General features: G+C 75.2%; 18 protein-coding genes and 1 tRNA gene. 10 read left to right on the top strand and 9 right to left on the bottom strand.

From position 1 onward, the window contains the following. Window positions 1–230: 230 nt before the first annotated feature. The 3 genes from ACFPBZ_RS24985 to ACFPBZ_RS24975 form a co-directional block, all read right to left on the bottom strand. The gene (locus tag ACFPBZ_RS24985) at window positions 231–2,597 is read right to left on the bottom strand and encodes a YveK family protein (protein ID WP_378038827.1); all 2,367 of its coding nucleotides are present in this window, start codon (window positions 2,595–2,597) and stop codon (window positions 231–233) included. An 8-nt stretch (window positions 2,598–2,605) separates the two neighbouring features. Next, window positions 2,606–4,882 carry an O-antigen ligase family protein gene (locus ACFPBZ_RS24980; protein ID WP_378038826.1) on the bottom strand — a complete coding sequence of 759 codons (2,277 nt, stop codon included), beginning with the start codon at window positions 4,880–4,882 and terminating at the stop codon, window positions 2,606–2,608. A gap of 194 nt (window positions 4,883–5,076) precedes the next feature. Further along, window positions 5,077–6,240 (bottom strand): class I SAM-dependent methyltransferase, encoded by a 1,164-nt coding sequence (locus ACFPBZ_RS24975; RefSeq protein ID WP_378038825.1) that lies wholly within the window; start codon window positions 6,238–6,240, stop codon window positions 5,077–5,079. Window positions 6,241–6,319: 79 nt separating this feature from the next. Here ACFPBZ_RS24975 and ACFPBZ_RS24970 point away from each other — a divergent pair, with 79 nt between their 5' ends. After that, window positions 6,320–6,859: a dTDP-4-dehydrorhamnose 3,5-epimerase family protein gene (locus ACFPBZ_RS24970; RefSeq protein WP_378038824.1), complete on the top strand. Its 540-nt coding sequence runs from the start codon at window positions 6,320–6,322 to the stop codon at window positions 6,857–6,859. Between the two features lie 39 nt (window positions 6,860–6,898). On the opposite strand, the gene ACFPBZ_RS24965 is transcribed toward ACFPBZ_RS24970, so the two are convergent. The 5 genes from ACFPBZ_RS24965 to ACFPBZ_RS24945 are packed head-to-tail and all read right to left on the bottom strand — an operon-like array spanning window position 6,899 to window position 12,391. After that, on the bottom strand, window positions 6,899–7,924 hold the full coding sequence (locus ACFPBZ_RS24965; protein ID WP_378038823.1) for an NAD-dependent epimerase/dehydratase family protein: 1,026 nt from the start codon (window positions 7,922–7,924) through the stop codon (window positions 6,899–6,901). Between the two features lie 25 nt (window positions 7,925–7,949). After that, window positions 7,950–8,591 carry a PIG-L deacetylase family protein gene (locus ACFPBZ_RS24960; protein ID WP_378038846.1) on the bottom strand — a complete coding sequence of 214 codons (642 nt, stop codon included), beginning with the start codon at window positions 8,589–8,591 and terminating at the stop codon, window positions 7,950–7,952. A 4-nt stretch (window positions 8,592–8,595) separates the two neighbouring features. After that, window positions 8,596–9,423, bottom strand: coding sequence for a sugar phosphate nucleotidyltransferase (locus tag ACFPBZ_RS24955; protein WP_378038822.1), 828 nt, complete (start codon window positions 9,421–9,423; stop codon window positions 8,596–8,598). Window positions 9,424–9,445: 22 nt separating this feature from the next. Further along, window positions 9,446–10,726, bottom strand: coding sequence for a class I SAM-dependent methyltransferase (locus tag ACFPBZ_RS24950; RefSeq protein ID WP_378038821.1), 1,281 nt, complete (start codon window positions 10,724–10,726; stop codon window positions 9,446–9,448). Window positions 10,727–10,750: 24 nt separating this feature from the next. Further along, window positions 10,751–12,391 carry a sugar transferase gene (locus ACFPBZ_RS24945; protein WP_378038820.1) on the bottom strand — a complete coding sequence of 547 codons (1,641 nt, stop codon included), beginning with the start codon at window positions 12,389–12,391 and terminating at the stop codon, window positions 10,751–10,753. Window positions 12,392–12,746: 355 nt separating this feature from the next. On the opposite strand from ACFPBZ_RS24945, the gene ACFPBZ_RS24940 reads away from it, so the two are divergent. The 5 genes from ACFPBZ_RS24940 to ACFPBZ_RS24920 all read left to right on the top strand — a co-directional run bounded on the left by ACFPBZ_RS24940 (window position 12,747) and on the right by ACFPBZ_RS24920 (window position 14,602). Next, window positions 12,747–12,817, top strand: a tRNA-Gln gene (locus ACFPBZ_RS24940). A 21-nt stretch (window positions 12,818–12,838) separates the two neighbouring features. Continuing rightward, window positions 12,839–13,234, top strand: a complete 396-nt coding sequence (locus ACFPBZ_RS24935; protein ID WP_378038819.1) for an NUDIX hydrolase — start codon at window positions 12,839–12,841, stop codon at window positions 13,232–13,234. A 71-nt stretch (window positions 13,235–13,305) separates the two neighbouring features. Further along, window positions 13,306–13,779 carry a MarR family winged helix-turn-helix transcriptional regulator gene (locus tag ACFPBZ_RS24930; protein WP_378038818.1) on the top strand — a complete coding sequence of 158 codons (474 nt, stop codon included), beginning with the start codon at window positions 13,306–13,308 and terminating at the stop codon, window positions 13,777–13,779. A 67-nt stretch (window positions 13,780–13,846) separates the two neighbouring features. Further along, window positions 13,847–14,095 (top strand): hypothetical protein, encoded by a 249-nt coding sequence (locus ACFPBZ_RS24925; RefSeq protein WP_378038817.1) that lies wholly within the window; start codon window positions 13,847–13,849, stop codon window positions 14,093–14,095. A 93-nt stretch (window positions 14,096–14,188) separates the two neighbouring features. After that, entirely contained in the window at window positions 14,189–14,602 is a 414-nt protein-coding gene (locus tag ACFPBZ_RS24920; protein WP_378038816.1) for an ATP-binding protein, read from the top strand. A 12-nt stretch (window positions 14,603–14,614) separates the two neighbouring features. Here ACFPBZ_RS24920 and ACFPBZ_RS24915 read toward each other — a convergent pair whose 3' ends face one another. Beyond that, window positions 14,615–15,346: a phosphatase PAP2 family protein gene (locus ACFPBZ_RS24915; protein WP_378038815.1), complete on the bottom strand. Its 732-nt coding sequence runs from the start codon at window positions 15,344–15,346 to the stop codon at window positions 14,615–14,617. Window positions 15,347–15,494: 148 nt separating this feature from the next. On the opposite strand from ACFPBZ_RS24915, the gene ACFPBZ_RS24910 reads away from it, so the two are divergent. From ACFPBZ_RS24910 to ACFPBZ_RS24895, 4 genes are all read left to right on the top strand, one after another. Then, on the top strand, window positions 15,495–17,267 hold the full coding sequence (locus tag ACFPBZ_RS24910) for a GGDEF domain-containing protein (RefSeq protein WP_378038814.1): 1,773 nt from the start codon (window positions 15,495–15,497) through the stop codon (window positions 17,265–17,267). A gap of 86 nt (window positions 17,268–17,353) precedes the next feature. Next, window positions 17,354–18,850, top strand: coding sequence for a bifunctional UDP-N-acetylglucosamine diphosphorylase/glucosamine-1-phosphate N-acetyltransferase GlmU (gene glmU / locus ACFPBZ_RS24905; protein ID WP_378038813.1), 1,497 nt, complete (start codon window positions 17,354–17,356; stop codon window positions 18,848–18,850). A gap of 2 nt (window positions 18,851–18,852) precedes the next feature. Beyond that, window positions 18,853–19,833, top strand: coding sequence for a ribose-phosphate diphosphokinase (locus tag ACFPBZ_RS24900; RefSeq protein ID WP_378038812.1), 981 nt, complete (start codon window positions 18,853–18,855; stop codon window positions 19,831–19,833). Between the two features lie 121 nt (window positions 19,834–19,954). Continuing rightward, window positions 19,955–20,990 (top strand): hypothetical protein (locus ACFPBZ_RS24895; protein WP_378038811.1); only part of this gene is annotated, 1,036 nt, incomplete at its 3' end.

The following is a 20,990-nucleotide window of genomic DNA, read 5'->3' as shown; positions in this document are numbered from 1 at the left end:
CCGGGGATCCCCCGGGCACCGGGCCGTGCGTCGACCCGGTCTCGTCAGCGGAAGCGGGAGCAGTCGCACAGGGAGCACTCGGTGCCCCGCCGATAGTGCTCGTGCGCTTCCCGGGCGTGCGCGCACTGCGCGCAGGGCGCCGAGTCGGCGGACGACGGACGCGCCCCCCGGGACCACCCGCGCACCCGACCGGCCACCTTCGCCACTGCTCCGAACACGGACACGGGACCTCAGTTCTCCCGGGCGCTGCGCTCGGTGTCGGTCACCGCGGCGGACCCGGCGCGCCCGCCGGAGCCGTTCGCGGCGGACCCCGTGGCGGCGGAGCCGTTGGCGGCGGGCCGGGGCCGCGGTGTCGGGCTCGGGCCGCCCTTGGGGCGCATGTCGACCGCGACCGTGTCGGCGTCGAGCCCGGCGTTGCGGGCCGGCGGCGTGTTGCGGCCGGGCGCGACGGTCGGCGCCGGCTTCCCGGAGCCCTTCGGCTTGATCGACACCGGCTTGCCCGGCGAGGGCCGGCCCGGCGTCGGGGTGGAGGACCGGGGCCGCTTGACCGTGGCGGTCGGTGCGTCGGGAGCCGGCGCACCGGCACCGTTCCCGGCCGACGAGGACGAGCCGTTGGTGCCCTTGCCCGACGCGCCCTTGTCCTGGCTGGAGCCTCCCTGGGCCCCGTTCGCCGGGGCGCCCGGGCCGGAGGACGGCCCCGCGCTCGGGGAACCGGTGCCCTGCGACGCCGCACCGGTCGGCTTCGCCGTGCCGTTCTGCGGCGCGGGGGCCTTCTGACCGGCCGAGCCGCCCGCGGCGGCACCGTTCTGGCCGCCCGGGCCCTTCGGACCGCTCGACCCCTGCTGGTTCCCGGGGGCCTGGCCGCCCGGGGTCTGCTGGCTGCCCGGGGTCTGCTGGCCGGCCGGCGACTTCTGGGCACCCTGCGCCCCCGGCGTGCCGTTCTGCGCGGAGCCCGGCGTGGGCCCGGAGGCCCGACCCGCGGCAGCGGTACCCGCCGCCGCGGCCGCACCGGCCGCGGCACCGGCGGCAGCCGGGCCGGCCGACGGCTTGTTCGGGGAGGGCTTCGACGACCCCGCGGGGGACGGCGTCGGCCGCCCGTTCGGGGTCGAGCCGCCCTGCGGCGCGGAGGCCGGCTGGGACCCCGACGGCTTCGGGGCGTTGCCCGGGGCCCCGGACTGCTGGGACCCCGACGACTGCTGGGCACCGGACGACTGCTGGGCACCCGACGGCTTCTGGGCACCCGACGGCTTCTGGCCGCCCGGTCCCGCGGTCGGCTTCGGGCCGTTGCCCTGCGAGCCGTTCCCCTGGGCTCCGTTGCCCTGCGAGCCCTGCGGACCGGACGACGGCTGCGGGCCGGACTGCTGCTGGGGACCCGGCTTCTGCCCGGTCGGCTTCGGGACGCTGCCCTGCTGGCCCGGCTGCTGGGGGCCACCGGCCTGCGGGCCCGACGGCTTCACGCCGTTGACGCCGGCGGCCTGGGTGGTGCCCGGGGTCCCGTTCTTCGCGGCCCCGTTCTTCGCCGCGGCGGCACCCGCGGCACCGGCCGCTGCGCCCGCGGCGGCCTCCTTCACCCCGGACGACCCACCGGAGGAGGAACCGCCCGAGGACGACCCGCCCGCAGGCGACCCGCCCGAAGCCGACCCGCCCGGGGACGGGGCCGCGTCGGACGAGGAGGACCCGCCGGACTTGTTCTCACCGTCGGGCTTGCCCGCCGGGTTCACACGCTGCGTGGCCTCGGCCGAGCCCGGCCCACCCTTGCCGGCCTGCGCGGCCTTCGCGGCCGCGGCGAGCACGCTCGCGGGGACCGGCGTGGTGGGCGTCGGGTCGACGGCCGGGCCGGGGTGCTGGGGCGGCATGGCCGCGCGGGGCGGCGGGGGCAGCGGACGCCCGGGCGGGTAGAAGCCCGGGGGCGGGCCCATCGCCGGGTGCGCCCCGGTGGGCGGGCCCATCGGCGTGCGCTGGGCGTCGGGGTCGGTGGAGATCCAGGCGTAAATCCGGCGCCCGGTCCGGCGGACGTACTGCGAGCCCCAGAGCACGACTCCCACGAGGACGAGCAGCAGGCCGACGAGCGCACCGCCCGCGACGCGCAGGACCGAGTTGGACTGGCTCGCCGACGGGGTGGTGGGGTCGCCGGTGACGTCGGTGCCGACGCGCGGCGGCTGCCCGGGGGCGGGGGTCTCGAGGACCGCGACCGCCTGGGTGAAGGACTGCGTGACGGCCTGCGCCGAGCGGACGGCGTCGTCGGGGCTCGCCCCGCGCACGTCGATCGTGAGCACCGTGGTGTCGCCGGCGACCGTGGCCGTGACGCGGGAGGCGAGGTCGGACTGCTCGATCCCGAGCTGCTGGCTCGCCGCCCCGAGCACCTGGCTGCTGGTGGCGAACTCGGCGTAGGTCGACATCCGCTGGTTGATGTACTGGTTCGTGTTGTAGACGTCGTCCGCGTCCTGCGACCCCCCGCCGGAGATCAGGACCTGGGACGACGAGGTGTACCCCTGGCCGGAGACACGCAGGTCGAGGATCAGGCCCACCACGGCGCCGAGGACGACACCCAGCACGAGCACCCACCACGCCTTGCGCAGTGCTGACGACACGGTCATCGGTGAGCTCACTCCTCCATGGTGCCTGCGGGGGCCGCAGGCCGTCTCGGGGCACTCGGTGCGGGTCGCATCGGGGCACCCCGGGGCGGGGCCGCGGGACGGCGCCGGTCGGGGCTGGGCCGGGTGGGCCAGGGGGACCACGTGGCGAACGCGGACAGGGCAGCCATCAGCGAGACGGTGGTGATGATCGCGGGTCGGTCGACGAGCATCGTCTGCAGGGCCGACTGGGCGGCGAGACAGGCGAGACCCATCCCCACCACGACGACCATGGGCGCCCCGGGTGTCCGCCGTCGCCAGGACGACAGCACCACCGCGAGGATGCGGGTGCCCGCGAAGGCGTAGGCGAACAGGCCGAGCACACCCATGAACAGCCAGATCCGCAGGTACTGGTTGTGGATGTAGGGCCGCGGGTCGACGACCGTCCGGCTGTGCTCGGAGTCGTACGTCGGGAGCTCCCCGCCGTAGTACTGCCCGACGCCGACACCGAAGAACGGCTGCCGCTCGAGCGTGGCGTACGCGGCACTGTTCTCCCGCAACCGGTCGGGGAGGCTGTCCTCGCCGTAGGCCTGGCCGGTGACGACGCTCGTCGCGCGCTGGGCGATGGCCTCGGCCTGCCCGCCGATGAGGCCGGTGAGCGCCAGCGTCAGGCCGATGGCACCGACGACGACGAGCACCGCGGCCCGGCGCACGAGGCCCTTCGGTCCGTGGGTGACCGCGGCGACGGCGACGATCAGCAGGATCAGCGGGGCCCAGGTGGAGCGGTTGAAGCTGGCGGCCTGGTGCAGCACGCCGATGAGGACCAGCCCGAGCCAGAGCCAGCGGGGCCGGCGGGGCATGAGCGCCGAGAGCAGCAGGATCAGCAGCGGGGCCCACAGGTCGAGGGTGGGGCCCGAGAGGCGGGCGACCTCGGAGGTCGACTGGCCGGTGATGACCGAGCTGCGCTCGTCGACCAGCAGCCGGCTCCAGCCCATGGCGGCGGCGGCCAGGACGACCGCGCTGCACACCCCGGCGATCGAGAGCAGCACCGCGATCAGCTGGTGGGGGCGCCGGGCGAAGGCGAAGTAGACCGGGAAGAACGTGGCGACGATGAGGAGCGCCCGGTAGTTGTCGATCATCAGGCTGAACTCGCCGCCCATGGCGAGCCCGGCCACCGCGCCGACCGTGGCCGCGACGAGGATCGCGATGACCGGCGCGGAGAACACCGGCCGCGGCGCCCGCGCGATCCCGCGGCCGCGCAGGATCAGCAGGAGCGCGAGGAGCAGCGCGACCTCGAGCACCGTGGGCGTCACGGGGCCGACCTTGACCAGGTCGACCTTCTCGGGGAACACGCCGACGCCGGAGAAGAGCAGCGCCGCGGTGGACCAGCGCGGGTCGGCCTTCTTCCAGGTCCAGACCGCCGCGGCGAGCACCGGCAGCAGCGGGAAGATCGCGAGCCCCGTCACTCCGTAGCCCGCGATCGAGAGGGCGGCGATGCCGACCGTGACCTTGCCGACCGGCGTGCGCAGCCCGTGGACGATCAGGTCGCGCAGGGCCTCGTGCATCACGGCCTGGTTGAGCTCGACCATGCGTCGTCGGGAACGGATCGTGTACGGCGTGAGGTCGCGCGCCCAGCGGCCGGGACGCAGCAGCGAGCACGCGAGCAGCGACAGCATGAAGCCCGCGACGGCGGCGACGACCGCCCACCAGCGGGCGACCTGCAGACCGTGGTCGACCACGGGGCCGCCGCCGGAGACGACCCGCCCGGTGATCTTCGACCGGTCGGTGCCCGGGAACCGCTCGCTGCCCACGACGACGTCGACGACGGCCTGGGCCGCGGTGGCGGAGTCGGCCGCGACGGTCGCGTCGTCGTCCGAGGTCGCCGTGACCTGGAGGACCTCGGTGCCGGTGGGGTGCTTGGCGGTGACGGTGACGCCGGCCGCGTCGAACGGCGTGCCTCCGGAGGCCGCGCCCAGCTCGACCGCCCGGCGCTCGACGGCCTCGCTGGCCCCGATCCGCTCCCAGGTGCCCAGCCGGTCCTGCACGTAGCGCGATCCGCGGGCGATGTTCTCGTCGTTGGGCTGGGTGCTGTTGAAGACGATCTCGCTGGTGCTCTGCCAGCGGCTCGTCGTCGAGAGGAGCCCGACGAACGTCACCAGCCCGGCCAGCAGGGTCACCCCCACGACGACGGCCGTGGCCACCCAGAGGTGCGACGTGCGGCCACCGGGCGGCACCAGCCCGGCACCGGGGGGCCGGGGCCCGGGGATGGCTCCCGCGCCCGGCGCCCGGCGGGCCTCGACTGCCGTCATGCCTCGCGCCCCATCCCTCGATCGTGTCGTCCGACTCGTACGGTCCCCGTTGCCCGTGCGGAAGGGGCCCGCCCCGGGAGTCTAGGGCCGACCCCCGACAGCTCCCCCACCCGCCGGGAACGGGAGCCGGTCGGAGCATCTCCGCCGCAAGACGCCGCGCCGCGCCGCCGGGTAGCGCGGCGGTGACGTGGCTCTCAGCCGAGCGGGTGCGCGACCCGCACCACCGGGTCGACCACCACCCACCGGCCCCCGCCGGCCTCGACCCCGGGCATCCGGCGGCGCATCTCGTCGAGCAGGTCGGTGACGAACAGCACGACCTCGTCGGGCGAGCGCCGGGCGACCTCCTCGGGCGCGACGATCGGGACTGGCACCCCCGGGAACCGCCGGCCCTGCTTGCCGGGCGACCCGTCGGCCACCGCGGGCAGCAGGTCGGGCCCGATCCGCGCGCGGTTGAGCAGCGGGACGGCCCGCGACGCCGCCGCGTAGCCGAGGACCTGCCGGCCCGCGTCCCGCGCCTGGCCCAGGTGCTCGGCCAGGGCGTCCGCGCTGGCCGTGGTGGCCGCGTCGAGCCCCTGCACCACCTCGGGGTCGAGCACCCCCGCGGCGAGCTCGGCCTCGACCAGCCCCTGCACCGAGGGGAGGTCGGTGGCGCCGGCCACCCCGGTGCGCCGGGCGGCGAGCAGGACCGTGCCGCCGTAGAGGTCGAAGCGGAAGGCGTGGGTGGCCTCGAAGCCGATCCCGGCGAGCATCCGGACGAGCACGGGCGTCGAGTAGTAGGCGAAGTGCCCGTGCCGCAGCGCGTTCCACCCGCCGTCGGCCACGATCGCGGCGAGGGTGTGGAACTGCAGCAGCAGCGTGCCGTCCGGCGCCACCGCGGCGGCCCGCTCGGCGAGCCCGCCCGCCTGGTCGGCGGCGTGCATGAGCCCGAAGCAGTCGATGACGAGGTCCGCCGGCCCGCCTTCGGTCCCGGGGACGAGGCCGACGGTCTCCAGCAGGTCGAGCCAGGACCCGCCGTGCGGGCTGCCGAACTCGGTGACCGTCGTGCGCGGGGCGCCGTCGGGCCCGGTGAGCAGGCCCGCGGCCTGCACCCGCGCGACCGCGTCACGGGCCTGGTCGACCATCGCCTGCGGCTCGGCGCCGCGCGGCTCCTCGGGGGTGGTCGGGTCCTCGGCGAGGTTGGCCAGGCCGCACTGCGCGCAGAGCCACATCCGCAGCGGGTGCACCGGGTCGGGGCCCGGGTCGTCGAGCGCCGGGAAGTGGTCGGCGGCCGGCTGGTCGCCGAGGTCGAGCACGACGGTGCCCGTGGTGCTCGCGCACCAGCGGCAGGTGACGGGGTCGCTGACCTCGCGGGTCGACACGAGCGGGGGTCCTCTCGGGAGGGGGTGGGAGACGGAGCGGAGCGGAGCTCGACCCGGGTTGGGTGGGAGAGTGGCGCGCATGGAGGTTCGCACGAGCACGATCGACGGTGTCCTGCTGTTCGTCCCCACCCCGCACCGGGACGACCGCGGGCTGTTCACCCGCACCTTCGACGCGGCGATCGCGGCGGAGCACGGCGTGGACCTCGGGCCGCTGGCCCAGGACAGCCAGTCCCGCTCGCGCGCCGGGACGATCCGCGGGATGCACGGCCGCCGCGGCGCGGGCGAGTCGAAGCTGGTGCGGGTGGCCCACGGCGCGGTGCACGACGTGCTCGTCGACGCCCGCCCCGACTCCCCCACCTTCGGCGTCGTCGCGAGCTTCCGGCTCGACGACGTCGACTTCCACCACCTGTACGTCCCGGCCGGGCTGCTGCACGGGTTCCAGGCGATCACCGACGCCGACGTCTGCTACCGGATCGACACCCCGCACGCGCCGGGCGAGGACCTCGGGGTCGCGTACGACGACCCCGACCTGGCCATCTCCTGGCCGGTCGAGGTCACCGCGATCTCCGAGCGCGACCGCACCGCCGGCTCCTGGAAGGAGCTGCGGGACACCCTGTGAGCGGGACGTGGGGCACCGCCCCACGTCCCGCACGGGCCGTCAGGCCGGGCGCAGCGTCTCGTCGAGCGTCCCGGCCGCCTGCCGGGCCGCCAGCACGGCGAGGCGTGTGAAGCGCTTGTCGAACGTCTCCTGGGTCAGGCCGCGGGCGCGGTACTCGCGCAGCAGCTCCTCGGCGCCGTCGGCCACCGACCACGCAACCCGGAAGTCGGGCAGCATCTTCTCGATCTTGGAGAAGTCGACGCGGTAGGACCGCGGGTCGCCGCCGGTCTCGCCCGTGACGATCAGCTCGGCCTCCGGCACGGCGACCTTGACGGCCTCGGCGATGTCGCGGACCTGCACGTTGTTGTCGGTGCGCCCGACGTTGAACGCCTGGCCGCGCACGACGTCGGCGGGGGCCTCCATCGCGGCGATCGCGGCCCCGACGATGTCGCGGCCGTGGCAGAGCGGGCGCCACGGGGTGCCGTCGCTCATCACGAGGATCCGCCCGGAGAGCACGGCGTGCCCGACGAGGTTGTTCAGCACGATGTCGGCGCGCAGCCGCGGGGAGAACCCGAACGCGGTCGCGTTGCGCATCGAGACCGGGACGAAGTCGGCGTCGGCGAGGTCGACGAGGTCGGACTCGACGCGCACCTTCGACTCGGCGTAGGGGGTCACCGGGTTCATCGGCGCCTCCTCGTCGAGCACGTCCTCGGTCCCGGACGCGCCGTAGACCGAGCACGTCGAGGCGTAGACGAAGCGGCCGACGCCGGCCTCCTTGGCCAGCCGGGCGAGGCGGGTCGAGGCGTGGTGGTTGATGTCGTAGGTGTGCTGGGGAGCGAGCGAGCCCAGCGGGTCGTTCGACAGGGCTGCGAGGTGGATGACGGCGTCGAACCCGGCGAGCTGGTCGACGGTCACGTCCCGGAGGTCCACCGCGAGCGACGGCGGGTCGGGCTGCTCGAGGTCGCCGAGGATGCAGTCGGCGTAGAGCCCGGAGTCGAGCCCGACGACCTCGTGGCCCGCCGCGGCGAGCATCGGGGAGGCCAGGGTGCCCAGGTACCCCTGGTGGCCGGTCAGCAGGACGCGCACGGTGGAACAGCTCCTTCTCGGGAGATCAGGTACCCACCAGCAGGCGGGTCGGGTGGAAGCCCTCGGCGTAGCGGGTGCCGGCCTGCACCCCGCGGATCCGCGCGAGACCGCGGAAGGCCTCGTCGTCGAACCAGGTGCGGGCGGTCTGCGAGGGGTAGTGCTCGTGAAGCAGGCGGATCTTGTCGTCGACCGCCTCCGGCGACAGCGGCCACAGCAGCGGCGGCTGGGCGAGGTCGGGCTCGGCCTTGAGGATCTCGTAGCCGAGCGTCGCGTGGTCGCGGAAGACGGTGGGGACGAGCTTCGCCAGCTCCCGGTGGTCCTGGTGGTCGTCGGCGCGGTGGCCGGCGAGCACGAGGTCGGGCTCGGTGGTGCGCCGGAACGTCTCCAGCGCCTCCTTCGCCCAGTTCCAGTGGTGGGGCAGCCGGCCGTCGGGCATGTCGAGCACGGTGACCTCGAGGTCGGCGCCGGGGCAGAACGCGGCGAGGGCCGCCCGCTCCTCGGCCTCGCGGGGGGTCCCGCCGCCGGAGAGGACGAGGGCGCGCACGCGCAGGCCCGGCCGGGCCCGGCAGATCGTCAGGACCGTCGCACCGGCGCCGATGGGGATGTCGTCGCAGTGGGCGCCGAGCAGCACGAGCTCGTCGAGCCGCTCCGGGACCAGCCGCTGCATCACGTCAGGACTGCAGCTGCTGCGTGACGAGGCCGTCCAGCGGCGGGAGGTCGGGCCTCCGCTCCTTCTCCCAGAGCATCCAGGGGCGGCTGCCGGCCCGGTAGGAGGCCTCGAGCTGGTTGCGCTCCTTGAGCGTGTCCGCCGGGAGCCAGAAGCCCTCGTACGGGTAGCCCATCAGCTTGTTCTCCTTCGCGAGCGCCGTGCAGGCGTCCCCGACGAGGTCCCCGTTCTCCGGGATGCGGTCGATCACCGACGGCCGCAGCACGAAGTAGCCGCCGTTCTCCCGCACGCCCATGTCGGTGACGGGGTGGATCGAGGTGATCCGGTCCTCCTCGTCGGACTCGACGATGTGGAAGACCGCCTGCGGCAGCACGGCCAGCAGCATCGCCTCGGCGTCGGAGTCGGCGAACCGCTTGACCATCTGGTCGAGCGGGGCGTCGGTGAGCACGTCGGCGTAGTTGGCGAGGAACATGTCCTCGCCCTCGAGCAGGTGGCGCACCCGGCGCAGGCGCTCCCCGATGGGCGACTCGAGACCGGTGTGGACGAAGTGGATCGTCCAGTCGGCGATGTCGGACCCGCCCAGCTCGATCTCACCCTCGCGCAGGACGAAGTCGTTCGACTCGGTCTCGCGGTAGTTGAGGAAGTACTCCTTGATGTGGTGGGCGCCGTAGCCCAGGCACAGGACGAACTCCTTGTGGCCGAAGTGGGCGTAGTACCGCATCACGTGCCAGATCAGCGGCCGCGGACCGACCATCTGCATGGGCTTGGGGACGTCGGAGTCCCCATCCCGCATGCGCATGCCGAATCCGCCGCAGAACAGGACGACCTTCACCGCAGTTTCCTTCGCGTGGACTTCAGGGGGCAGGGGTGACGGCCGCGCCGGAGCCGGGCTCCACGACCTGCAGGGCCGGGATCGGGAAGACGAGCTTCCCGCCCCACTCGGCGACGGGCGCCAGCTGCGCCGTGATCTCGTCGCGCAGGTTCCACGGCAGGACGAGCACGTAGTCGGGCCGGTCGGCCTCGATGCGCTCCGGCTCGTGGATCGGGATCCGGGTGCCGGGGGTGTACCGCCCGTGCTTGTAGGGGTTCCGGTCGACCGTGTACGCGAGCAGGTCGGGGCGGATGCCGCAGTAGTTGAGCAGCGTGTTGCCCTTGCCCGGCGCGCCGTAGCCGACGACGGTCTTCCCGCGGTCGGCGGCGTCGATGAGGAACCGCATCAGGTCGTTGCGGATCCGGGAGACCTCGCGGGCGAACCCGGCGTGGCCCTCGACGGTGTCGAGCCCGGCCTTCGCCTCGTCGGCGAGGACCTGCGCGACCGCCGGCGAGGGCGACTCGCCCAGCTCGCTCGGCCGCGCCCACAGGCGGATCGACCCGCCGTGGGTGGGCACCAGCTCGACGTCGACCAGGTCGAGGCCGCCGGACGCGAGGGCCCGGATGGCCGTGCCGACCGTGTAGTACTGGAAGTGCTCGTGGTAGATCGTGTCGAACTGCCGCAGGCCTACCAGGGTCAGCAGGTGCTGCACCTCGATCGACACCCAGCCGTCGTCGGCCACCATCGCCCGCAGTCCCTGGGTGAACCCCACGACGTCGGGGATGTGCGCGTAGACGTTGTTCGCGACGACGAGGGCGGCCGGCCCGTGCTCGGCGCGCACCGCGGCGCCCGTCTCCGGCGACAGGAACGCGGTCACCGTCGGCACGCCCTTGTCGCGGGCGGCCTGGCCCACGTTGACGCTGGGCTCGACGCCCACCGCGCGCATCCCGTCGGCGACGACGTGCTGGAGCAGGTAGCCGTCGTTCGAGGCGGCCTCGACCACGAGCGAGTCCGACGTCAGGCCCGCGCGGGCCGTCGCGGCGGTGACGAAGCGGCGGGCGTGGTCCACCCACGACGTCGAGAACGACGAGAAGTAGGCGTACTCGGTGAACGTCTCGTCGGGGTCGATCAGCGGGGGGAGCTGCACCAGCAGGCAGTTCCGGCAGACCCGCGGGTGCAGCGGGAACGTCGGCTCCGGGGCCTCGAGCGCCTCGGCGGTGAGGAAGAGCTCGCAGGGCGGGGTGGCCCCGAGGTCGACGAAGCTCTCCAGCTCCGTCGACCCGCAGAGGCGGCAGGTCAGGGCGGCGGCGGGCACGGTGGTCATCTCGTCCAGCGTCCCAGACGACTCTCAGTAGGCCCCGTCGCCCCGGAAGACGGCCGAGACCGTCTTCCACAGGATGACCAGGTCCATCGCGGGCGACCAGTTCTCCACGTAGCGCAGGTCGAGCCGGACCGACTCCTCCCACGACAGGTCGGACCGGCCGCTGACCTGCCAGAGCCCCGTCATGCCCGGGCGCACGAGGAACTTGCGCTTCGCGGCGTCGGAGTAGGCGTCGACCTCGCCGGGCAGCGGCGGCCGGGGGCCGACCAGCGACATCGAGCCGCCGACGACGTTGAACAGCTGCGGGAGCTCGTCGAGGGAGTAGCGGCGCAGCAGCGAGCCGATCCGGGTCACGCGGGGGTCGCGGCGCAGCTTGAACAGCGGGCCGGACCCGTCGTTGCCGCTGGCGACCACCTGGGCGCGCAGCCGGTCGGCGTCGGGGACCATCGACCGGAACTTGACCATCCGGAACACCTTGCCGCGCAGTCCCACCCGGGTCTGGCGGTAGAATACCGGGCCGCCGTCGAGCTTCACGCACAGCGCGATGACGAGGAACACGGGGGCGAGCGCCGCGACGAGGGCGAGCGAGGCAGCCCGATCGAAGAGCAGCTTGCCGATGCGCGGGACGCCGGACAGGCGGGGCTCGGTGAGGCGCAGCAGCGGCAGGCCGTCGACGGGGGCGACGTGCAGGCGCGGGCCGGCGACCTCCATGAGGCCGGGGTCGACGACGAGCTCCGAGCCGGTGCCCTCGAGGTCCCACGCCAGGCGGTGCAGCCGCTTGGGGCTCCACCCGGGGGTCTGCGCGACGGCGACGACGCCGAAACGCCCGGAGCGCACCGAGGAGGGCAGCGAGTCGAGGTCGCCGATGACCGGGACGCCCGCGACGTGGCCCTGGCCGTCCTCGCCGAGCCCGGTGGGGGTGCAGGCGCCGGTGACGACCCAGCCGATGTGGGCGACGCGGCGGGTCCGCTCGATGAGGTCGCGCACCGACTCCTCGGTGCCGATCGCGAGGACGGGCAGCAGGCCGCGCCCGCGCTTGCGGGCCTGGTGCAGCCAGCGCCGCAGCGTGTAGCGGCCGGCCATGGACAGCAGGCCCGCCACCGGGAGGATGCCGAACACCCAGGGGCGCACGCCGGTGCGCTCGAAGACGAGGCCGGCGAGCGCGAGGATGATCGCGGCGCTGATGTACGCGCGCATCAGCCGGCTCCACTCCTCGGAGCCCTGGCCGAGCACCCGCGCGTCCCAGGCCCGGGCGGACCCGAGCGTGACCGGGACCAGCAGCATCGCGACGAGCGCGAGCATCCACGGGTTGGTGCCCTGGGTGCCGCTGCCCGCGCCGAACCCGGCGAGCGCCCCGATGACGGCACAGACCGCGAGGATCAGCAGGTCGCTCGCGGCGACGGAGAGCGCGAACTTCGACTGCCAGCTCGTGGCCGTCGCCACGCTGCCCGGCTGGCCGGGGCCCTCGTCGTCCCAGATGCGGATGAAGCCGGGGGCCGTGGGGTCGGGGTCGACGAACGGGGCCGCGTCGGCCCTCGACTCGGGCGCCGGAGGCGCCGCGGGGGTGGTGTCGACCGACCCGGCCCGGGTGGGCCGGCGGTTCGGGAAGGCCGGGATCTCGCCGGTGTCGCCCGGGTCGGTCCGGCCGTCGAGCTCGGTACCGCTCACGCGTTCGCCCCTGTTCTGAGCACCGGGGCGGGATCGCTCGTCCGCCCCCGCGGTGCCCGACGTCGCTGGTCGCTCGTGCGGTGGTGTCGGGAGACAGGGTGGCCGTCGCATCCTCGTCCCACCCTCCCAATCCCTCACACGGCGTCCGCCGCTGCAGCGGACGGGGTCCTCCACCACGAAGGACGCACGTGCACCGGGCGGGTTGCGCGCCTGCCCGGGGTGAGTCACGCCACCCCGGAACCGGCTTCGGCTCTGTCGGACCTCAACGAACGGCCGCGCCACGGGTCACGGTCGTGCTCGGCGGAGCCCCCGGATCGGGCGTGTCACCATGGACGCGCGGGCGCGACGCCCGCGGTCCGCCGTGGTGTAAGGGCAACACCTCGGATTTTGGTTCCGATGATCCTGGTTCGAATCCAGGCGGCGGAGCGGGCAGGCATGATCTCGGGCGTGACGGAGCGGGTGGCCGCGGCCGGGGCGGTCGTGCGCGACGGGCGGGGGCGGTTCCTGCTCGTCCGGCGGGGCACGCCCCCGCAGCAGGGCCGCTGGACGCTGCCCGGCGGCCGCGTCGAGCCCGGGGAGTCGGCCGCGCAGGCGTGTGCCCGCGAGGTCGCCGAGGAGACCGGCATCGTCGTCGTGGTGGGGCGGGAGTGGCTGGTCCTCGACCGCCCCGGTCCCGCGGGGGTGACCTACGAGATCCACGACTTCCTGGCCGAGGCGGTCGGCGGGACGCTGCGGGCCGGCGACGACGCCGCGGACGCCGGCTGGTTCTCGCCCGCGGAGATGGTGGAACTGCCCCTGACCACCGATCTCCTCACCCACCTCGACCGTGCCGGACTGCTGTGACCGTCCGTGTCGCCGCATACCCGCACGGTCAACCCGTCCACTCGGGCGGGTTCGGCGTTTACCCTGGTCCGATGACCACCGCCGAGGCGAGCGCCGGGCCGCACAGCTCCTTCACGATCGACGGGCAGTTGTGCTTCGCCCTGCACTCGGCATCCCGGGCGATGACGGCCTGCTACCGGCAGGGGCTCGACGCCCTCGGGCTGACCTACAGCCAGTACGCCGTGATGCTCGTCCTGTGGCAGCACGGGGCCGTCTCCATGGGCTTCCTGTGCGACCAGCTCCACCTCGACTCGGGCACCCTCTCCCCGCTGCTCAAGCGCCTGGAGAAGCAGGGCCGGGTCACCCGCCGGCGGCGCCCCGAGGACGAGCGGACGCTCGAGATCGCCTGCACCGACGAGGGTCGCGAGCTCTACGAGACCGCGCGCGCCGTGCAGCACGAGGTCGAGCGCGCCACCGGCCTCGACGGCAGCGACCTCGCCGTGCTGCGCGGGCAGCTGAACGAGCTCGCCGAGCGCCTCCGCGCCGCCACGATGCCCGAGGCCTGACCCGCCGGTCGCCCCCTCCGCCCGGTCGGGCCTTGCCACTCCGTTCGGTGGGGGGCAATCTGATCGGGTGCCCCAGACCTCCCGTCCCCGCGGCGCCCGGGCGACCGGACCCAGCTGCCCCGTGTGCGGCCGGCCGGTGTCCCCGGCGGCGGACGGCACGGTGCGGGTCGTGGGCCTCGCCCCGCGGGAGGCCCCGCGGGTGTGGGTGTGGGGCCCGGCGGTGGTGCACGACGAGTGCCGCTACGACGTCCGGACCCCCCTGGACGACCGCACCGGGTACCTGCCGGTCGAACAGCGCGTCCGGACCACCGCCTGAGCCGTTCGGCTCCCCGCTCCGGTTTGGTCGCCCCACGGGCGGGGCATCAGTCGAGGTCAGCGCCCACGTCCCGCCCTCCGGGAGCCTGCGACCGTGACCCCGCACTACCCCCTCGAGCTCGTCGCCGAGGCCCTGCCGGCCCAGGTCGGCACCTTCCGGCGCGCGCTGCGCCGTTGGCTCGCCGACGCCCTCGGTCCCGACGACGAGGCGGCCGACCTCGGCGACGACCTGATCCTCGCGGCGAGCGAGGCCCTCGAGAACGTCGTCGACCACGCCTACGAGGGGGTCACCCCCGGGTCGATGACGCTGACGGCCCGCGTCGACGGCACGGAAGTCACCGTGGTCGTCACCGACGCCGGCCACTGGCGCGAGCCCGACACCGGCCCGACCACCCGCGGCCGCGGGATCGCCCTCATGGAGAGTCTGGCGGAGGCCCGGGTCGACCGCGGGGAGCCGGGCACCGTCGTCACCCTGCGCCGCGGGACCGCCGCGACGGCGCAGGGCTGACCCGGCGCGCGGTCAGCGCAGGACGGGCAGGCGGCGGGTGACCTCGTCGTCGGGCCGGGCCGTCTCGCCGAGGTCGGCGAAGGCGTCCACCGTGAGGGCCGCGAGCGGCACCACCACCGCGACCACCGCGAGGGCGGCGACGACGTCGGTCGGGTAGTGGACGCCCCGGCCGACCAGGGCGAGCCCGACCGCGAGCACGAGCAGCCCGAGGCCGGTGGCACTCGTCGCGCGGGCGCGGCGCGACAGGTCCGAGCCCACGACGAGCAGGGCCGCCACCACCGCCAGGGACGCGACGGCGGTCGTGTGGCCGCTGGGGAGGGCGAGCTCGCCCCCGCGGGTGCGGCCGATGATCGGCTTGAGCACGAGCGACGTGGTCACCATCGCCGCCGGCGGGCCGACGAGGACCAGGGCGAGGCCCCGGCCGCCGCGGCCCCACCACGCGAGGCCGAGGAGCAGCAGCATCGTGACCGCGACGGGCACGGGGTCGCCGAGCACCACCAGCGCCTCGCCCGCGACCGCGGTCGGGCCGTGGCGCATCGGGACGAGCTCGGCGAGGAGACGGTCCACCCGGCCGGCGCGCCCGTCGCCGGCGTAGCGCGCGGCGAGCACCCCGAGGACGACCGCCCCGGTCCCGACGACGGGGCCGACCCACCGCCGCTGCGCCGGACGGACGAGCGGCCGCGGACGCCCGGGGGCGTCCCGCCGCACCACGAGGGGATCCGGGCGGCAGACCGGTGACGTCACGAGGGCCCTCCTGTCGTACTCCCCGACCCGGACGGCGCCCACGGAGCCCGCCTGTGCAGAATCCGGAGTGACACCGAGCGACGGAGCCTCCGCTGTCCGTGACCGAGAGTGTGCACGGCGGGCCCGGACCCGACGGTGAGGGGTGAGGATGGGACAAGGTCCGGCGGGGCTCGTCGGCGACCGGCGGCGACCCACCGGGAGCCCGGACGGCCACCCCGACGCGATCCCGCGCGAGTCCCTCATCGCGCTCGCCCGGGCCGCGGGCGCCCGGGCCGCGCGCGTCCCGCACCCCCGTCCGGGCGCCGAGCTCGCCACGCTCACCGACCTCGTCGACCGCACCCGCGCCGGCACCGCCCCGGCCACCCGCGCGATCCTGCTGCGCGAGGCCGCGGCCGCCCACCTCGCCGTGCGCGGCGGCGGCACCGGGCCCGCCGCCGCGGTCGGCACCGAGGCCGCGGAGCGCCTGCTCGACGAGCTCGTCGCCGTGGTGGCCGAGCACGGCCTCACGCTCTTCGCCGTCGACGCGGAGGCGCTGCTGGCCCGCCGGGCGATGCTCGCCGACGACGAGGAGGCCGCGCTCGCCGCCGTCACCGGGGCGCTGACCCGGCTCGACGAGCAGTCGGCGGTGGACGACGCGCCGACCGCGCGCGAGCACCGGGCCAACCTGCAGGACACCTACCGGCTCGTCTCGACCACGCTGACCTCGCTCGGCCTGCACGAGGTGGCCCAGCCGCTGCTCACCCGCGCCCGCGTGATCGCCACCGACGACGGGGACCCGCTCGCGGCGGCGCGGTGCGAGCACGAGCACATCCGGGTCCTGGCCGCGTGGGGCCTGCGCCTGCAGCGCGCCGGGCGCGACGGGTCGGCCCACCTCGACGAGGCCGCCCTGCGCGCCGGCGCCCTGCGCGCGGAGCCCGCGCTGGTCTCCGACGAGCACCGCCGCGGCCTGCGGGCCGTCGTCGCGCTGGCGCGCCGCCGCGAGGGCTGGACCGCTCCCGGGGTGACGGCCCCGACCGACCTCGACGCGCTCGGCCCGCTCGAGGTGCCGTGCCCCGGGCTCGTCGACCACCTGCTCGTGGCGCTCGGGCGGGCAAGGGCGCTCGTCGCGACCGGGCGGGACGACGAGGCCGCGGCGACGCTCGCCGCCGTCCGCGACCGTCGTCCGCGCGGCGAACCGAGCCTGCTGCTCGCCGTCAGCCGCGAGCTCGCCCGGACGACCGACGGCCGCGGGCCCGGGGATCACGGACCGGGCGACCGCGCCTCCGCGCGGGCGCTGCGGGACTACACCGTCGACCTCGAGCACGAGCTGTGGACGCTGCAGCAGGCGCGCGTGCTGTCGCTGACCACCCGGATCGCGCACGAGCAGCTGCGCCGGGAGCACGGCGAGGTCGCGGTCCAGGCCGTCACCGACCCGCTGACCGGGCTGCCGAACCGGCGCGCCCTCGACGACGTCCTCGCCGGCCACCTCACGACGCTCGCGGGCCGCACCGGCGGGCTGGCGATCGCGATGGTCGACGTCGACCGGTTCAAGACGATCAACGACCGGATGTCGCACGCCCGCGGCGACGAGGTGCTGCGGCAGGTGGCCCAGACGCTGCGGCGGTGCCTGCGGGCCGACGACGTGGTCGCGCGCTACGGCGGCGACGAGTTCGTCGTCGTGCTGCCCGGCAGCTCGGAGACCTCGGCGCGGGCCGCGCTCGAGCGCGCCGCCCACGCGGTGGCGTCGGTGCCCGTCGGCGACGGGTCGTGGGTCTCGGTCTCGGTGGGCGTCGCGGGCACCGGCCACTCCGGCCTCACCCCGGGCACGTTGCTCGCCCGGGCCGACCGCGCGATGTACGAGGCCAAGCGGGCCGGCGGGGGCACCGTCGTCCTCGACGCGGCCACCGACACCCCGGCGGGGGGCTTCGCCGTCGGCGGGTGAGACGATTCCCGTGACCGGGGCGGCCGGTGCGCGCCGAGCCCCCCGCTCTCCGAGACACCGCCCCGAGCCCCCAGGAGCGTCGATCCGTGCCGACCCCGACTGCGGTCGTCGTCCTCGCCGCGGGTGAGGGCACCCGCATGCGGTCGGCCACGCCGAAGGTGCTGCACCCCGTGGGCGGTCGCAGCCTGCTCGGGCACGCCCTGCACGCCGCCGCGGGCGCCGGTCCCACCCACCTCGTCGTCGTGGTGGGCCACGGTCGCGAGGAGGTGGGCACCCACTGCCAGCTCATCGGCACCGAGCTGGGCCGGGAGGTCCGCACCGCCGTGCAGGACCGGCGCCGCGGCACCGGGCACGCGGTGTCCTGCGGGGTCGACGCCCTGCCCACCGGGGCCTCCGGCACCGTGCTCGTCTCCTACGGCGACGTCCCGCTGCTCGACGCGGCGACGTTGCGCGCGCTGGTCGCCGAGCACGACGACGCCGGCAACGCCGTCACGCTGCTGACCGCCGAGATGGAGGACCCCACCGGCTACGGCCGGGTGGTGCGCGACGAGAAGGGCGGCGTGACGGCGATCGTCGAGCAGGCCGACGCCTCGCTCGAGCAGCTCGAGATCACCGAGGTCAACTCCGGGGTCTACGCGTTCGACCTCGAACTGCTGCGCACGGCGCTCTCCGGGCTCGGCACCGACAACGCCCAGGGCGAGCTCTACCTCACCGACGTGATCGGCGTGGCCCACCGCGACGGGCTCGCCGTCGGAGCCGTCGCCCTGTCCGACCCGTGGCTGATCGCCGGGGTGAACGACCGCGTGCAGATGGCCGCGCTCGGCGCCGAGCTCAACCGGCGCGTGCTGGAGCGCTGGATGCGCGCCGGGGTGGCCGTCGTCGACCCGCGGTCCACCTGGGTCGACGTCGGGGTCCGGCTCGAGCGCGACGTGACGCTGCTGCCCGGCACCCAGCTGCACGGCCGCACCACCGTCGGCGAGGCCGCCACCGTCGGCCCCGACACCACGCTGACCGACGTGACGGTCGGCGCGCGCGCCACCGTCGTGCGCACCCACGGCAGCAACTCGACCGTCGGCCCCGAGACCTCGGTCGGCCCGTTCGCCTACCTGCGCCCCGGCGTCGAGCTGGCCGAGCGCGGGAAGATCGGCACGTTCGTCGAGGTGAAGAACTCCTCGATCGGGCGCGGGTCGAAGGTCCCGCACCTGACCTACGTCGGCGACGCGACCATCGGCGAGGCCAGCAACATCGGTGCCTCCAGCGTGTTCGTCAACTACGACGGCGTGACCAAGCACCGCAGCGTCGTCGGGGACCACGTGCGGACCGGCAGCGACAACACCTTCGTGGCGCCCGTCACCATCGGCGACGGCGCGTACACGGGAGCGGGCACGGTGGTGCGCGAGGACGTCCCTCCGGGCGCCCTCGCCGTCTCCTCGGGCCCGCAGCGGACCATCGAGGGTTGGGTGGAGCGCAAGCGCCCGGGCACGGCGGCCGCCGAGGCGGCCGGCCGGGCGTCGACCTCGCCCGAGGGAGGACCGGACGACTCCGTCCGGCCGCCCGAGCGGCGCGACCAGGAGGAGCAGTGACCGTGAGCGCAGTGTCGTCGACCCCCAAGAAGAGCCTGATGCTCTTCTCCGGACGGGCCCACCCGGAGCTCGCCGAGCAGGTCGCGAAGGAGCTCGACGTCACGATCACCCCGCAGGCGGCGTACGACTTCGCCAACGGCGAGATCTTCGTGCGCTTCGAGGAGTCGGTGCGCGGCTGCGACGCCTTCGTCCTGCAGAGCCACACCCAGCCGATCAACCAGTGGCTCATGGAGCAGCTGATCATGATCGACGCCCTGAAGCGGGCGTCGGCCAAGCGGATCACCGCCGTCGTGCCGTTCTACGGGTACGCCCGCCAGGACAAGAAGCACCGCGGCCGGGAGCCCATCTCGGCGCGGCTCGTGGCCGACCTGCTCAAGACCGCGGGCGCCCACCGGATCATGACGATCGACCTGCACACCGACCAGATCCAGGGCTTCTTCGACGGCCCGGTCGACCACCTGCTCGCCAACAAGGTCCTCGCCGAGCACCTGCGCGACGCCTACTCCGGCGAGGACCTCGCCGTGGTCGCCCCCGACTCCGGCCGCGTCCGCGTCGCCGAGAAGTGGGCCGACACGATGGGCGGGGTGCCGCTCGCCTTCATCCACAAGAGCCGCGACAAGACCCGGCCCAACGAGGTCGTCGCGAACCGCGTGGTCGGCGACGTCGAGGGTCGCTGCTGCATCCTCGTCGACGACATGATCGACACCGGCGGCACCATCGCGAAGGCGACCGAGGCGCTGCTGAAGGACGGCGCGTCCGACGTCGTCATCGCGGCCACCCACGGCGTGCTCTCCGGCCCCGCGGTCGAGCGGCTCTCCACCTGCGGCGCCCGCGAGGTGATCGTCACGAACACGCTGCCGATCCCCGACGAGAAGCGGTTCCCGGGCCTCACGGTGCTCTCGATCGCGCCGCTGATCGCCCGCGCGGTGCGCGAGGTGTTCGAGGACGGCTCGGTGACCAACCTGTTCGACGGCAACGCCTGACCCCGCCGGAGCGAACGGCACTCTCGCTCGCATAGAAGCAGCGGGAGTGCCGTTCGCTCCCTCAGGGGAGGCGGCGCGTGTGCGGACGCAGCAGGACGACGTCGGCCATTAGGGTGCCGTCATGCCGCCGCTCGGCCGACGTTCGTTCCTCGCTGCGGGCGCCGTCCTGACGACGGGCCTCGCGGGCTGCGCGCGCACGATCCCGGAGGCCTACGACGACGGGCCGGGCTGGGGCTGGACGCGCCAGGCCCGCCCGCTCGACCTCGGCGTCACCCACGTCGAGTACTCGCTCGCGCCCACCGACCCGCCGGAGGCCCTCGCGCGCGGGCGCGCCGTCCTGGCCGGCGCCGGCCGGTGGCAGAACCAGCACCTGATGGGCTGGGGCGCCCTCAACCCCGAGCCCGCGCCCGGCGCCGACGACTGGTCCTCGCTCGACCCGCGGTTCTCCCTGATCGCGGGCACGGGCGGCCGGGCGGTGCTCACCGTCGCGGGGGCGCCGGACTGGATGAAGGGTGCGCCGCCGGGGACCACCGACTTCGGCCGTCTCGAGGAGGCCCCGCTCCCCCGGCACTACGACGACCTCGCGGCCCTCGCCGCCCGCGCCGTCGCGCGCTACCCGCAGGTGGCGGCGGTGCTCGTGTGGAACGAGTTCAAGGGCTTCTACGACGAGGCCCGGGGCGGCTGGGACGCGGCCGGCTACACCGACCTCTACGAGCGGGTCGCGGCGGCGGTGAAGCGTGCCCGGCCCGAGGTCCTCGTCGGCGGCCCGTACGTCCCGATGGACCTCTGGGCGTCCGGCGACGTCGCGCCCAGCGACCTGCGAGGCCCGTGGGGAGTCACCGACGGCCGGGCCCTCGCCGCGGTCGAGTACTGGCTGGCCAACCACAGCGTGGCCGACCTCGTCGTGGTCGACGGCGGGACCGCGACCCGCGACGGCGGTCTCGTGACCGACGCCGTCACCGCGGCCGAGCGGTTCGCCGCGACCACGTCCTGGCTGCGGGAGCGCACCGGGCTCCCGGTGTGGTGGGCCGAGTTCTACCCCGAGCCCGACCGGTCGGCCTCCGGCCGGGACGACCCGGGCGGGGCGGCCCGCGCCGCCGCCGCCGTCGCCGCCGTCGCCGCGCTCGCCCCGGCCGGGGCGTCGGCGGCGAGCCTGT

Source organism: Actinomycetospora atypica, from assembly GCF_042653685.1.
GTDB classification, from domain to species: domain Bacteria; phylum Actinomycetota; class Actinomycetes; order Mycobacteriales; family Pseudonocardiaceae; genus Actinomycetospora; species Actinomycetospora atypica.
The sequence above is the reverse complement of the archived record's forward strand: the minus strand, read 5'-3'. Positions and strand labels throughout refer to the sequence as shown.

What these genes read in the sequence shown, in the direction of transcription:
- ACFPBZ_RS24985 (WP_378038827.1), bottom strand. Translation starts at nt 2,597, where the DNA reads ATGACCGTGTCGTCAGCACTGCGCAAGGCGTGGTGGGTGCTCGTGCTG.
- ACFPBZ_RS24980 (WP_378038826.1), bottom strand. Translation starts at nt 4,882, where the DNA reads ATGACGGCAGTCGAGGCCCGCCGGGCGCCGGGCGCGGGAGCCATCCCC.
- ACFPBZ_RS24970 (WP_378038824.1), top strand. Translation starts at nt 6,320, where the DNA reads ATGGAGGTTCGCACGAGCACGATCGACGGTGTCCTGCTGTTCGTCCCC.
- ACFPBZ_RS24960 (WP_378038846.1), bottom strand. Translation starts at nt 8,591, where the DNA reads ATGCAGCGGCTGGTCCCGGAGCGGCTCGACGAGCTCGTGCTGCTCGGC.
- ACFPBZ_RS24950 (WP_378038821.1), bottom strand. Translation starts at nt 10,726, where the DNA reads ATGACCACCGTGCCCGCCGCCGCCCTGACCTGCCGCCTCTGCGGGTCG.
- ACFPBZ_RS24930 (WP_378038818.1), top strand. Translation starts at nt 13,306, where the DNA reads ATGACCACCGCCGAGGCGAGCGCCGGGCCGCACAGCTCCTTCACGATC.
- ACFPBZ_RS24910 (WP_378038814.1), top strand. Translation starts at nt 15,495, where the DNA reads ATGGGACAAGGTCCGGCGGGGCTCGTCGGCGACCGGCGGCGACCCACC.